This is a genomic window from Streptomyces sp. NPDC052721, from assembly GCF_040678315.1.
GTDB lineage: Bacteria > Actinomycetota > Actinomycetes > Streptomycetales > Streptomycetaceae > Streptomyces.
The window spans coordinates 1-12,821 of the sequence record NZ_JBFATL010000085.1 but is presented as its reverse complement, the minus strand read 5'-3'; the positions used below and the strand labels follow the sequence as shown (position 1 = coordinate 12,821).

Below are 12,821 nucleotides of genomic sequence, written 5' to 3'. Positions count from 1 at the left end.
GTACGAGGGCCGGGGCCCGGCACGCCGAGAGCACGCACCTGACGCCGCGCGGCCCGCCCTCCGGGCGGACGACGGGAGTTTGACGACAGGACCTACGGCAGTTTCACGAAAGGTGCCAGGAAGGCGCGGGCTCCGGGAGTGTCCAGGCGGTAGGTGACGTTCGTCGCGTAGCAGGGGGTGTCGCCGGTGATGGTCGTGGCGGCGAGGACGTTTCTGCCGCCGATGACGGCGAAGTCGGGCCCGCCGGAGTCGCCGTAGCAGGCACCGCCGTTGCCCTGCGGGGCCGTCATGCCCAGCCGGACCCAGGAGTCGTTCAGGGCGTCGAAGGTGACCGGGGCCTTCATACGGACGCCGCCGCCGGGATGGGTCTGGCCGCCGGGTCCGTTGACGGCCTCCTGCGTGCCGTATCCGGCGACGAACCAGTCGGTGGAGTTCAGCCCCTGCGGGCCGAGGGCGCCGAGCTGGTTCGCGGCCGGCAGGGCGGCCGGGGTGAAGGACCAGCGGGCGGCGACCTTCGCGGCGGGCAGTTCGACGACCGCGATGTCGTGCGGGTCGGAGGCGGGGCCCGGGTAGTCGGGGTGGGTGTGCGCTGTGCCCTGGACGGCGACGGCGTTCGCCTGGGCGGACGGGTCTCCCGGGTACTTCTTCGCGGCGGCGTCGAGTGCGGCCTGGACGTCCTGGTCGAGCGAGACGAAGAAGCGGACGCCGGCCGGCCAGCCGCTGGTGCAGTGGGCTGCGGTCAGGAAGGTGTTGGCGTCGACCATCGTGCCGGAGCACACCCAGTCGACGCGGTCCGGGGTGGCCGGGTCGCCGTCGCCGTCCCAGGTGGCCACGAGTGCTCCGACCTCGGTGCGCTCGGGCGCGGGCGTGGCGTTGTACGAGTTGATCGCGGAGGAGGGCAGCGCGGCGGCGAGCACGGTGGCGCAGGCGCCGGCGGTGACGGCGGTGACGCGTACGGATCTCAAGAAGAACCCCTTCACTGGGTGACGTGGGACAGGTGTTCTCCTGCGGGGGTAGAGAGCATTGAAGTGGGCCGGGCGGTGCGGGACAAGACGGCCGGGGGCGGCAACCCCTTCTCTGCCGGCGGTCACCGGGTGTGCGCCGGAGCGCGCCGGGGCCGGCCTGCATCCTCCGGGCGATCCTGGGCAGCCTGTCGGAGAGGGAAGCTCTGGGCAAGGATCGGGTGAGCGTGGACGAGGGACGCGTGGCAGACACGGCAGGCACGAACGAGCAGACGGGGCCGGGGCCGCTGTCGGTCACCCGGACCGACGTGGACGGTGTCACCGTCGTCACGGTGACCGGCGAGGTCGACCACCACACCTCCGGCGTCCTCCGCCGGGCCCTCGCCCCCGCGGACCCCGACGGCGCGCGCACCGTCGCGGATCTCAGCGGTGTGCCGTTCATGGACTCCAGCGGCATCAACGTCCTCATCGCCGCTCATCAGGCCCATGGTCCGGCGGGCTGGCTGCGTCTGGCAGGCGTACGGCGCCCCGTTCTGCGCACCCTGGAGATCGTCGGCCTCACCCCCCTCCTCGCCTGCTACCCCGGCGTGCAGGACGCCCTGCGGGGCTGAGGGGGCGGCCCGGCGGACCGCACGCCGGGACCGGTGTCAGGCTTCCTGGGTCGGCGGCTGCCCGGAGTCGCCTCTGCGGACAGTGCAGTGCAGCGAGTCGTCGCGGACCTCGGCGACGATCGTGTCGCCGGGGCCGGCCTCGCCGCCGAGCAGCAGGGTGGCGATGCGGTTGTCGAGTTCCGCCTGGATCGTGCGGCGCAGCGGGCGCGCACCGAACTCCGGCTGGTGGCCGTGGGCGATGAGGAGCTTCTTGGCCGCCTCCGTGACCTCCAGGCCCAGGCCCTGCGCGTGCACCTTGCGCCTGCTCTGGTCCAGCAGGTGGTCCACGATCTGCCCGAGGTCGTCCTCGGTCAGGGCGTGGAAGATGATGATGTCGTCGATCCGGTTGAGGAACTCCGGCAGGAACCGCGTGCGCAGGTCCTCCGTCAACTCGTCCTTGAGCGCGGAGACATCGCCCTTGTGGTCCAGGATGCGGCGCGCGCCGATGTTGGACGTCATGATGACGACGCAGTGCCGGAAGTCGACGGTGCGGCCCTGCGCGTCGGTCAGCCGTCCGTCGTCCAGGATCTGCAACAGGGTGTTGAAGACGTCGGGGTGGGCCTTCTCCACCTCGTCGAAGAGCACCACGCTGTAGGGCCGGCGGCGGACCTTCTCGGTGAGCTGGCCCGCTTCCTCATAGCCGACGTATCCGGGCGGCGCGCCGACCAGCCGGGCGACGGTGTGCTTCTCCTGGAACTCGCTCATGTCGAACCGGATCATGCGGTCCTCCTCGCCGAACAGCAGGGCGGCGAGGGTCTTGGCGAGTTCGGTCTTGCCGACACCGGTCGGGCCGAGGAAGAGGAAGGAGCCCACGGGGCGGTGGGGGTCGCCCATGCCGGCGCGGTTGCGGCGTACGGCCTGGGAGACCGCGGTGACCGCCTCGTCCTGGCCGACGATCCGCGCGTGCATCTCCTCTTCGAGCCGGAGCAGCTTCTCCTTCTCGCCGGCGGTGAGCTGGGAGACCGGGATGCCGGTGCGGCGGGAGACGACGTCGGCGATGTCGGAGGCCGTGACGGAGACGACACCCTCGCGGCGCTCCTCGATGCCGGCGAGTTCGCCCTCCGCCTCGGCGATGTCCCGCTTCAGCTCCGAGGCCTTCTCGAAGTCCTCGGCGGAGACGGCCTGTTCGAGTTCACGGCGCAGCTTGGCGATCCGGTCCTCGCGGCTGACGATCTCGGTGGAGCGTCCGGCGCTGCGCAGCCGCACCCGGGCACCGGCCTGGTCCATCACGTCGATCGCCTTGTCCGGCAGGAAGCGGTCGCTGATGTACCGGTCGGACAGTTCGGCCGCGGCTGCCAACGCTGCGTCGTCGAAGCGGACTTGGTGGTGCGCCTCGTAGGAGTCGCGGAGCCCTTCGAGGATCTGCACCGTCTCCTCGACCGTGGGCTCGGGGACCATCACCGGCTGGAACCGGCGCTCCAGGGCGGCGTCCTTCTCGACGTACTTGCGGTACTCGTCGATGGTCGTGGCACCCACGACGTGGAGTTCACCGCGCGCGAGGGCGGGCTTGAGCATGTTGCCCGCGTCCATGGAGCCCTCGCCTGTGGCGCCGGCGCCGACGACGGTGTGCAGTTCGTCGATGAAGAGGATGATGTCGCCGCTCGCCGCCTGGACGTCCTCGATGACCTTCTTGAGCCGTTCCTCGAACTGTCCCCGGTACTGCGCGCCCGCCACCATGCCCGACAGGTCGAGCGTGACGACCCGTTTGTCCTTCAGGACGTCGGGGACCTCCCCCGCCACGATGCGCTGGGCGAGCCCCTCCACGATGGCGGTCTTGCCGACCCCGGGTTCGCCGATGAGCACCGGGTTGTTCTTGGAGCGCCGGGAGAGGATCTCGACGGTCTGCTCGATCTCCTCGGCCCGCCCGACCACCGGGTCGAGCTTGCCGGCCTTGGCCTCCTCCGTCAGGTCGCGGCCGTATTCGTCCAGGGTCGTGGCCGGCTTCTTCCGTTCGGCGGGGGCTGCCTCGGCGCGCGCCGCCGTCTGTTCGGTCAGGCCTGACAGGCGCCGGGTGTCCAGGCCCTCGGCGCGCAGCATCCTGGCCGCGCCCGTGTCGCTGTCGCCGAGCAGGGCGCCGAGGATGTGTTCGGGACCGATGTAGGAGACGCCGGCCGCCCGGGACCGGGCGTAGGCGGCGCCGAGGGTGCGTTTGGCCGCCGGGGTGAGGCCCGGCTGCGCGGAGGGCTCGCCGGCCTCGCGCGGCAGGACCTTGGCCAGCTCGGTGGCGACCGTGTCGGGGTCCACGCCCACCTGGGAGAGCAGCCGGCGTGAGGGTTCGACCTGGGTGGCCGCCCAGAGCAGGTGTTCGGTGTCCAGGTCGGAGGTGCCGTCGTCGGCGGCCCGTTGCGCGGCCAGGTTCAGCAGTTGCTGCGACGATTCCGTCAGCAGCCGTCCGACGGGTACGCGCTGTACGGCGGGGGGTGATGACGTCGGCGACATTCCGAAGAAACGATTCAGCAGCTCATTGAACGCATCCGACGAACCGAACGGCGCACCGAACGACATCGACATGACAGCTCCTGGTACGACGGAGAAGCAGCAACCGGGAACACGGCCCCCGAACGGCCCCTACTCACTGAACCCCCACGGGGACGGCCCCGCAACCGGAAAGGAACGGAAATCCGGCCTGCCCGTACGTACACGGAGCGGGCGGCACACTCCGTGCCGAGGCCCGCGACACCCCGACTGATCGCGGGGGTTCACACGGGTGTGTGCCCCCGCAGGTACGTGCGCACGACCGCCGGCAGCGGTGTGCCGGCGGTCTCCTCCATCGGCGCCCAGCGCACCTGCTCCGCTGCGAAGCGGCCCCCGTCCGACGGCGACTCGCTCAGCAGTTGGCAGACCACGGCCGTCTCCCCCGCTGTCTCCCGTGGCTCCAGCGGCTCGGTGCCGTCGACCAGGTAACCGGTGAGTTCGTAGACGATCCGCGCCGCCGTGGCCTGGGCGGTCTCGGCCGGTTCCGGGGTGCCCGAGGGCAGTGTCCAGCCGTCTCCCTCCGGCACCAGCAGCAGCCGCCCGTCGTACACGACGACCGCCCGCACCACACCCTCGGCCTGCTCCAGCGACATATGGCTCCCCTCCCCAGGCACTCCTTGCCTACCCAGGGGGGCGCGGGTGATGCGCGGTGGGCGTCAGTACAGCACCGGCAGGTCCCCGGGCCGTACCCGCAGCGTGACCGGCAGGGTGGCCTCCACCTCGCCGTCGGCGCCGTAGGGGACGGGCCGGGTGGCCTCGATGCGCAGTTCCCTGCCCTGCAGGACGCGCACCTGCGGGCGGTGGATGTGGGCGCCCGACTTGAGCTCGTTCATCAGGGCGAAGAACAGCCGGCGCGGGGCCTCGCGGATCAGCACGACGTCCAGCAGTCCGTCGTCGACGCGCGCGCCGGGCGCGATGAGCCGGCCGGAGCCGTAGTAGGGGGAGTTGGCGGCGACGACGGTGTAGCCGCGGTGGGTGTGTTCCTCGCCGTCGACGGTGACGCGGTAGTCGGCCGCTCGCCACGTGGTGACGGCGCGCAGGCCACCCGCGTAGTAGGAGGCGGCGCCGCGCAGCAACCGGGCGTTGTTGGCGTGCCGGTTGGCTTCCGCGTCGACGCCGGCGTACACGCTGCCCAGGACCACCGTGCGCGGGTGGACGGCCGACTCCACCTCGATCGTGTCGACGGGCCGGGGTTCGGCGTGCAGCAGGATGCCGGCGAGCGCGGCCGGGTCTGCGGGCAGGCCGAGCGCGCGGGCGAAGTCGTTGCCGCGTCCGGCGGGTACGAGGCCGAGGACGGTTCCGGTGCCGCTGAGCGCGCCGCCGATGCCGCCCGCGATGCCGTCGCCGCCCACCGCCAGCACGATCCGGCCGCGCTCACCTGCCGCGCGGGCGATGTCCTGGGCGTGGGCGAGGCTGTGGCTGTACTCCGTCTCCAGTCCGGCCCCGGCCTCGCGGAGCAGCCGGGCCAGCCGGAGCAGGCCCGCCGCCCCGGTGGAGCCGCCCGCGGTGGGGTTGACGACGGCGGTGAACTGGCGCATCGGTGGGCCTTTCGAGGCAGGCGGTCGGATCGGGCGGGGTCAGTCGGTGGGCAGCAGGACGCCGGGGTTGAGGAGACCCTCGGGGTCCAGGCGGCGCTTGACGGCGCGCAGGGCCGAGACGCCGAGCGGGCCGGCTTCGCGGACGTACCAGTCGCGGTGGTCGGTGCCGACCCCGTGGTGGTGGGAGATGGTGCCGCCGGCGGCGAGCACGGCTTCGTTGGCCGCCTGCTTGGCGGGCGTCCAGTGGGCCACCGGGTCCTCGCCCTGGGCACTGACGACGGTGAAGTACAGCGAGGCGCCGTTCTCGTACACGTGGGAGATGTGACACATCACCAGGGGCGGTGTGCCGGCCTGGGTGAGGGTGTCGGTGAGCGCCGTACGGACGTCCGCGTAGAGGCCGGGGACGCGGGACCAGAAGGCCGCGGTCTCCAGTGTCTCGGCGAAGGCGCCGACGTCGAGGAGGGCGTCGCGCAGATAGGGCGCGGAGTAGCGGCCGTGCGCCCAGCGTTCGCCGGGTTCGGCGCCCGCCGGGGTGCCGCCGCAGGCCGTCAGGACGGCAGCCGCCCGTTCGCGGCGGTGTGCGGTGTCCTCGGCCGTCCCCTCGTATCCGGTGATCGCCAGGCAGCCGGCGCCGCCCTGCGCCAGGTCGGTGCCGATGGCGTCCGGTTGGGCGAGGCCGATGAGCGTCTCGGTCTCGTCGGACAGGCGCAGCACGGTCGGACGGGGTCCGTCCTGGGCGAGCCGGCGCAGTGCGGTGGCGCCCTCCTCGAAGGAGCCGAACCGCCAGCCCTCGTACAGCCGTGTCTCGGGCAGGGGGCGGATCCGTACGGTGACGGAGGTGATGACGCCGAAGGCGCCCTCGGAGCCGAGGATCAGCTGGCGCAGGTCCGGTCCGGCGGCGGAGCGGGGGGCGCGGCCGGTCTCGATGGTGCCCTCGGGGGTGGCGAGGGTGAGGCCGAGCACCATCTCGTCGAAGCGGCCGTAGCCGGCGGACGCCTGTCCGCTGGAGCGGGCCGCCGCGAAGCCGCCGATGGTGGCCCATTCGAAGGACTGCGGGAAGTGGCCGAGGGTGAAGCCGTGCCCGGCCAGCAGGGCCTCGGCCTCCGGGGCGCGCAGGCCGGGCTGGAGGACGGCGGTGCGCGAGACGGGGTCCAGGTCGAGCAGGCCGTCCATGCGGCGCAGGTCCAGGGCGATGAACGCGCTGCGCTGCGGGGCGAGTCCGCCCACCACCGAGGTGCCGCCGCCGAAGGGTACGACGGCCAGGCCGTGCGCGGCGCAGGCGCGCAGGACCGCGAGCACCTCGTCGTGGCCGGCGGGCAGGACGACGGCCTGCGGTACGTCGGCGACATCGCCCGCGCGGATGCGCAGCAGGTCCGGGGTGGACTTGCCGCGGGTGTGCCGGACACGGCTCTCCGAGTCCGTGCGGACGTGCTCCTCGCCACCGACGGCCGCGGCGAGCGCCTTCAGGGCGGCGGGGCTCGCCGTGGGGGCGGGCAGGCGGATGTCCTCCAGGCCGAGCGCGGGCGTGCCGCGCGGCTTGACGCCGAGCAGGTCGCGCAGCAGCCCGGTCACCGAGTCGGGCAGCGGCGCCGCCTTGGCCGGGTCGCCCCAGCCGTTCCACAGCATGTCCATTGAACGGTCGTCCTCACAGGTCGGTGTGCGGTCGGTGTGCTCGGTCCGCGCGGCTCGGCCGCCGCTCTCCGGGTCCTGGTCGCTTCCGGCCGGACCCTAGGGCGTTACACTGTGACACATGACGCCCATTCGTCACAATGATTCGGGCAACGGCTCGGACAACGATCACGTGCTCGACGCGGTACGCGACTGCGTACTGGCCGTCGGCGTACGGCGCACCACGCTCGCCGACGTGGCCCGCCGCGCCGGCGTCTCCCGGATGACGCTCTACCGGCGCTGGCCGGACCTGCGGAGCCTGGTGGGCGATCTGATGACCCGGGAGTGGATCGACGTGGCCACCCGGGCCATACCGGAGCCCGCGCCCGGCACGGCCACGCGCACCCGGATCGTGGACGGACTGGTGGCCGGGGTCGAGGCGTTCCGGGCACACCCCCTCTTCCGCAAGATCGTCGACGTCGATCCGGAACTGCTCCTCCCCTACGTGCTCGACCGGCGCGGCGCGAGCCAGGAAGCGCTGCTGGCGCTGCTGGCCGACGCGCTGCGCGAGGGCCACGCGGACGGGTCCGTACGGCCTGGCCACACCGAACGGCAGGCACGCGTCCTGCTGTTGACCGTGCAGTCCTTCGCCCTGTCCCTGCGCACGATGACCGACGAGGACGATCCGGAGCTGGACTCCGCCGCGCTCCTCGGTGAGCTGCGCACCCTCCTGGAGAGGACCCTGACGCCATGAGCCACACCGAGGCCGCACCCGGCTCGTCCCTCAGCGCACACCGGCGCGGCCGGGAACTGGCCGAGGCCGCGGACGGCCGGACGGCCGACGTCCTGGTCGTCGGGCTGGGCGCCACGGGCGCCGGAGCCGCGCTGGACGCGGCGGCCCGCGGGCTGGACGTCGTGGCGGTGGACGCCCATGACCTGGCCTTCGGCACCTCCCGCTGGAGTTCCAAGCTCATTCACGGCGGGTTGCGGTATCTGGCCTCCGCGCAGTTCGACGTCGCCCACGAGAGCGCGGTCGAGCGCGGAGTGCTGATGACCCGCACGGCCCCGCACCTGGTGGCCGCCCAGCCGTTCGTGCTGCCGCTGACCCCGCTGGTGTCCCGGGCGCAGGCCTCGCTGGCCTGGGCCGGGCTCCGGGCCGGGGACATGCTGCGGCTGGCCGCCCGGACCCCGCGCCAGGTGCTGCCCGCCCCCCGCCGGCTCTCGGCGACGGAGGCCCGGCACCTGGCGCCCTCGGTCCGCGCGGCCGGACTGCGCGGCGGGCTGCTGTCCTGGGACGGCAAGGTCACCGACGACGCCCGTCTGGTGACCGCCCTGGCCCGGACCGCCGCCGCGCACGGCGCCCGGGTGCTGACCCGGGTGCGGGCGCTGGAGCTGACCGGGACGGGCGCCCGGATCCGCGACGAACTCACCGGCGAGGAGGGCGAGATCAGGGCCCGCGCCGTGATCAACGCCACCGGCGTGTGGGCGGGTGCCCTCACCGACGGCATCCGGATACGCCCCTCCCGCGGCACCCACCTCGTCCTGCGCTCGGAACGGCTCGGCGCCCTGCCGGCCGGACTGCACATCCCGGTCCCCGGGGAGACCAACCGCTTCGTGCTGGTCCTGCCGCAGGGGGACGGCCGGGTCTACGTCGGCCTCACCGACGAACCGGTCGACGGCGGCATCCCGGACGTGCCGGAGGTCCCCGAGACCGACATCGGCTTCCTCCTGGACGTGCTCGGATCGGTCCTCGACACCCCCGTCTCCCGGGACGAGGTCGTCGGTGCCTTCGCCGGACTGCGCCCGCTGCTGGACACCTCCGCGCACGAGGGCACCGAGGGGGCACCCCGTACGTCCGACATCTCCCGCCGGCACGCGGTGCTGACCTCGCCCGACGGTGTCACCACGGTCGTCGGCGGCAAGCTCACCACCTACCGGCGGATGGCGCAGGACGCCGTGGACGCCGCGGCCGGGGCCCGGGGGCTGCGCGCCGCCCCCTCCCCCACGGCCGCACTGCCCCTGATCGGCGCCGCCGCCCCCGAACGCCTGCGCGCGCTGCCCGCACCGCGCCGCCTGGTCCGCCGCTACGGCACCGAGGCCGTGGCGGTCCACGCCCTCGCCGCCCAGGACCCCGCCCTGGCCGAGCCGGTGCTCCCCGGCCACCCGGTCACCCGCGCCGAACTCCTCTGGGCGGTGCGCCACGAGGGCGCCCTGGAGGAATCCGACCTCCTGGACCGCCGCACCCGCATCGGCGTGGTCCCGCAGGACCGCGTCCATGCGCTCCCCGCGGCCCGGGAGATCCTCGGGAGGGCGGCGCCGGTGCACCCCTGACCGGGCGCCCGCGGACACCTGCTCGCCCGGTATTCGCTGGCGCCCGGAACCCTGCCCTGGCATCGTTCGGCACAGCCCGTTCCGCGAGTCCTTCGAAGGGGGTCGCCCTGTGGCGCTCGGTCCCGGTCGTCGTGTGGTGCTCCTCGGCGGGGGCTTCTCCATGGACGAGGACGGGCTGCTGGACGACTGGCTGCTCACCCTCGCGAGAAACCCCCGCCCCAGGGTGTGCTTCGTGCCCACGGCGAGCGGCGACGCGCCCGGGTACGTCGACCAGTTCCTGAGCGCGTTCCGGCCCCGTGACTGCGCGCCCGCCGTGCTGTCGCTGTTGCGGCGCGAGGTGGACGACGAGGCGCTGCGCGCGTTCCTGCTCGCCCAGGACGTGGTGTACGTCGGCGGCGGCAACACCGCGAACATGCTGGCCGTCTGGCGTGTGCACGGGGTGGACCGGCTGCTGCGGGAGGCCTGCGACCGGGGGACGCTGCTGTGCGGGATCAGCGCCGGCGCCAACTGCTGGGCCGACGCCTCGCACACCGATTCCTTCGGTCCGCTCGCCTCCCTGCGGGACGGGCTGGGCCTGCTGCCGGGTTCCGTGTGTCCGCACTACGACAGCGAACCGGGCCGGCGCCCCTCCTACCGGCGAGCCGTCGCCGAGGGAACGCTGCCCGGCGGCTGGGCGCTGGAGGACGGCGTGGGAGCCCTGTTCACGGACGGGCGTCTGACGGAGGCGGTGACGCGGAGGCCGGGGGCACGGCTGTACCGGGTGGAGCCGGCGGCGCCCGGTGAGCCGGGGGGACCAGGGGCGTCGGGGAAGCCGGGAACGCCGGGTGAGCCTTGGGGCATGGACGAGCACCCGGTGCCCTGCCGCCCGCTCGGCACGGCCGCGTGACCCCGCGTCAGAGCAGGCGGCGGATGTCGCCGCGGACGCGGTAGAAGCCGCCCGCCGCCGGGTGCAGGGCGTCCACGACGTACCGTGCGCCGGGTTCGCGTATCGCGCGCGGGAACTGGACGTTCCAGGAGGAGTCGTAGCCGTCGGAGACCACGTGCACCCGCAGGCGGCCGCTTTCCTGGACGCATTCGACCACCACCGAGCCCGCGGGCGCCTGGGCGACCGTGGCCACCGCGGCCACCGCCGTGGCCGGGGCGTACGTCGGCGTGGCGGCGGCCAGCTTGACGTCCCGCACCACCGGCACCGTGCCCTGCTGGGCCGCCGAGACGGCCGCCTCGCTCGCGTCCACGCACACCAGCGAACCGTCGGTGGTGACCAGGTACAGCCGTTCGTCGCGGTACTGCATCGACAGGGCCGAGCCGCTGCCCGTGCCGAGCTTCCACAGGCGGGTGCCGTCCTGGTCGAAGCAGTAGACGGACGAGGCCGCGTCCCCGGCGAACACGAACCGGCCGCCGGGCGAGGTGGCGCACGAGTAGACCGCGCTGTCGCACGCGTACGTCGCCTGGATGGCGCCGGTGTCCTTCGACAGCCGCTGGACCACACGGTGTGCGGTGCCCGCGTACACCGCGTCCTGTTCCTGCCAGCCGAAGAGCACGCCGCCCTTCGTGGGCGTGTGCCACAGCTCGCCGCCGCCGTCGGGGGCGTAGGCGGTGACGCCCCGGTGGTGGCCGTGGTAGACGGCCCGGTCGTCGGCGCGGACCATCCAGGCGTGCTCGCCCTGGCTGCGGCGGGACCACTGGTGTTCGTCCTCGTGGTCGATCACGGTGAGCCGGCCCGCACGGTCCGAGACGTCCAGGACGCCCTCGTGGATGTCCAGCCAGAAGATGTCGACGTCGGCGGCGATGTCGTAGGCGGCGAAGGGGAGTTTGGAGGACAGGTCGTAGACCTTGCCGTCGTCGCAGCCGGCGTAGATCCAGAAGTCGTCCGCGACCAGGCACTTCACCCCGTCGGGCAGGCTGAACCGGGCCAGGACGGCGCCCTGGTGGTCCAGGGTGTAGACGTCACCGGCCTGGTTGCCCACCCAGCAGCGGTCGTCGTCGACATGGATGCCGAACGCGGCGGAGCCGGTGCGGAAGCGCCACAGCACCGGGGCGACGGCACGTGCGGTGGACGGCGCCGAGCCGACCTGACGGCGGGTCACCGCGCGGGGCGCCCGCTGGCCCTGGACCGCCGGGGCGTATCCCTTGCGGATCTTCTCCCCCACCTTCCTCGCGGCGGCGGCCCGCGCCTTCTCCGCGGTCGGGAACCTCGTCGTCTGCGTCTGTCCGGCCGCGCCGATCCTGCCGTACCGCACTGTCACCACCTGTCCGTCGACGGTGACTTCGTAGAACTTGTGGGCGCCGTCGCCCTCCTGCGACAGCTCCAGGTACGTCGTCGACACCGCGGACGCCGTGGACACCGTGGACATGGCACACCCCTCCCCCGGACGGACCCGCGGCCGTTCCAGCAGGTCCTCAACTGCTTCTCACCGTAAGGGCACCCACTGACAGTCAGCCCGGGCCCCGGGCCCCGTCCGGGGTCAGGAGCGCGTCGACGGGGCCCGCGTCGTGCGTGACCATCACGATCGCGCCGGGATACGAGCCGACCGCCGTCAGCATCTCGTCCCGGGAGGCCGGGCCGAGGTTGTTCGTCGGCTCGTCGAGCAGCAGCACGTTCGCCCCGGAGTGGACCGGGCCGGCCGGCGCCAGCCGGGTCTTCTCGCCGCCGGACAGCACACCGGCCGGCTTGTCGGCGTCGTCGCCGCCGAACAGGAAGGCGCCGAGTACCCTCCGCGCCGCGCCCGGGGCCAGGTGCGGCGCCGCCAGGGTGAGGTGGTCCAGGACCGTGCGGCCGGTGTCGAGCGTGTCGTGCTCCTGGGCGAAGCAGCCGAGGGGCGAGGCTGTGCCCGTGCACCACCCGCCCACCGTCCGGCCGCTCGGCGCCGGCCAGGACGCGCGGCAGCGTGGTCCCGCCCGCTCCGTTGAGGCCCAGGACGACGAGCCGGCTGCCCCGGTCCACCGCCAGGTCCACCCCGTCGAGGACGCGGTGGCCGCCGTAGGACTCGGGTGAGGCCGACCGCGCCGAGCGGGGTCCGCCCGCACGGCGCGGGCTCGGGCAGCCGGATCCGCGCGGTCCTCTCGGTGCGCCGGGCCGGTTCCGGCCCGGCCGGCATCCGGTCCGGTCGGCGCGCCGGGCGGACGGCTGCGGGCTAGGTCCTGTCGTCAAACTCCCGTCGCCCGCCCGGAGGGCGGGCCGCGCGGCGTCAGGTGCGTGCTCTCGGCGTGCCGGGCCCGGGCCCTCGTACTGGATGTACTTGGGTCGGGGCCCGGTG

At 73.7% G+C, this 12,821-nt stretch carries 10 protein-coding genes and 1 pseudogene; 4 read left to right on the top strand and 7 right to left on the bottom strand.

The genetic code is table 11. The features are described 5' to 3' along the window. Nucleotides 1-92 precede the first annotated feature (92 nt). Nucleotides 93-965, bottom strand: coding sequence for a trypsin-like serine protease (locus AB0L21_RS39045; protein WP_365788706.1), 873 nt, complete (start codon nt 963-965; stop codon nt 93-95). Between the two features lie 203 nt (nt 966-1,168). Here AB0L21_RS39045 and AB0L21_RS39040 point away from each other — a divergent pair, with 203 nt between their 5' ends. Next, nucleotides 1,169-1,573 (top strand): STAS domain-containing protein, encoded by a 405-nt coding sequence (locus tag AB0L21_RS39040; protein WP_365711282.1) that lies wholly within the window; start codon nt 1,169-1,171, stop codon nt 1,571-1,573. Nucleotides 1,574-1,609: 36 nt separating this feature from the next. Here AB0L21_RS39040 and AB0L21_RS39035 read toward each other — a convergent pair whose 3' ends face one another. From AB0L21_RS39035 to AB0L21_RS39020, 4 genes are all read right to left on the bottom strand, one after another. Next, on the bottom strand, nt 1,610-4,123 hold the full coding sequence (locus AB0L21_RS39035; protein WP_365788705.1) for an ATP-dependent Clp protease ATP-binding subunit: 2,514 nt from the start codon (nt 4,121-4,123) through the stop codon (nt 1,610-1,612). Between the two features lie 188 nt (nt 4,124-4,311). Continuing rightward, on the bottom strand, nt 4,312-4,680 hold the full coding sequence (locus tag AB0L21_RS39030) for an NUDIX domain-containing protein (protein WP_365711270.1): 369 nt from the start codon (nt 4,678-4,680) through the stop codon (nt 4,312-4,314). Between the two features lie 63 nt (nt 4,681-4,743). After that, nucleotides 4,744-5,625, bottom strand: a complete 882-nt coding sequence (locus tag AB0L21_RS39025) for a diacylglycerol kinase family protein (protein ID WP_365711272.1) — start codon at nt 5,623-5,625, stop codon at nt 4,744-4,746. Between the two features lie 39 nt (nt 5,626-5,664). After that, nucleotides 5,665-7,257, bottom strand: coding sequence for an FAD-binding oxidoreductase (locus AB0L21_RS39020; RefSeq protein ID WP_365788704.1), 1,593 nt, complete (start codon nt 7,255-7,257; stop codon nt 5,665-5,667). Between the two features lie 118 nt (nt 7,258-7,375). On the opposite strand from AB0L21_RS39020, the gene AB0L21_RS39015 reads away from it, so the two are divergent. The 3 genes from AB0L21_RS39015 (at nt 7,376) to AB0L21_RS39005 (ending at nt 10,450) form a co-directional block, all read left to right on the top strand. Beyond that, a complete protein-coding gene (locus tag AB0L21_RS39015; protein WP_365788703.1) occupies nt 7,376-7,987 on the top strand; it encodes a TetR/AcrR family transcriptional regulator in 612 nt (203 codons plus the stop codon). Continuing rightward, nucleotides 7,984-9,564, top strand: a complete 1,581-nt coding sequence (locus AB0L21_RS39010; protein ID WP_365711276.1) for a glycerol-3-phosphate dehydrogenase/oxidase — start codon at nt 7,984-7,986, stop codon at nt 9,562-9,564. Before AB0L21_RS39015 ends, AB0L21_RS39010 begins: the two co-directional genes overlap by 4 nt. A gap of 109 nt (nt 9,565-9,673) precedes the next feature. Further along, nucleotides 9,674-10,450, top strand: a complete 777-nt coding sequence (locus AB0L21_RS39005; RefSeq protein ID WP_365788702.1) for a peptidase E — start codon at nt 9,674-9,676, stop codon at nt 10,448-10,450. Nucleotides 10,451-10,457: 7 nt separating this feature from the next. Here the strand turns inward: AB0L21_RS39005 and AB0L21_RS39000 are convergent, their stop codons facing one another. Both AB0L21_RS39000 and AB0L21_RS38995 read right to left on the bottom strand, forming a co-directional pair. Further along, nucleotides 10,458-11,918: a WGR domain-containing protein gene (locus tag AB0L21_RS39000; RefSeq protein WP_365788701.1), complete on the bottom strand. Its 1,461-nt coding sequence runs from the start codon at nt 11,916-11,918 to the stop codon at nt 10,458-10,460. A 118-nt stretch (nt 11,919-12,036) separates the two neighbouring features. Further along, nucleotides 12,037-12,680, bottom strand: a pseudogene (locus AB0L21_RS38995) (ATP-binding cassette domain-containing protein); the annotation flags it as partial. Between the last annotated feature and the right edge of the window lie 141 nt (nt 12,681-12,821).

Excerpts from the sequence above, each read along its gene's own strand:
- AB0L21_RS39000 (WP_365788701.1), bottom strand. The coding sequence starts at position 11,918 with ATGTCCACGGTGTCCACGGCGTCCGCGGTGTCGACGACGTACCTGGAG.
- AB0L21_RS39015 (WP_365788703.1), top strand. The coding sequence starts at position 7,376 with ATGACGCCCATTCGTCACAATGATTCGGGCAACGGCTCGGACAACGAT.
- AB0L21_RS39010 (WP_365711276.1), top strand. The coding sequence starts at position 7,984 with ATGAGCCACACCGAGGCCGCACCCGGCTCGTCCCTCAGCGCACACCGG.
- AB0L21_RS39020 (WP_365788704.1), bottom strand. The coding sequence starts at position 7,257 with ATGGACATGCTGTGGAACGGCTGGGGCGACCCGGCCAAGGCGGCGCCG.
- AB0L21_RS39025 (WP_365711272.1), bottom strand. The coding sequence starts at position 5,625 with ATGCGCCAGTTCACCGCCGTCGTCAACCCCACCGCGGGCGGCTCCACC.
- AB0L21_RS39030 (WP_365711270.1), bottom strand. The coding sequence starts at position 4,680 with ATGTCGCTGGAGCAGGCCGAGGGTGTGGTGCGGGCGGTCGTCGTGTAC.
- AB0L21_RS39035 (WP_365788705.1), bottom strand. The coding sequence starts at position 4,123 with ATGTCGATGTCGTTCGGTGCGCCGTTCGGTTCGTCGGATGCGTTCAAT.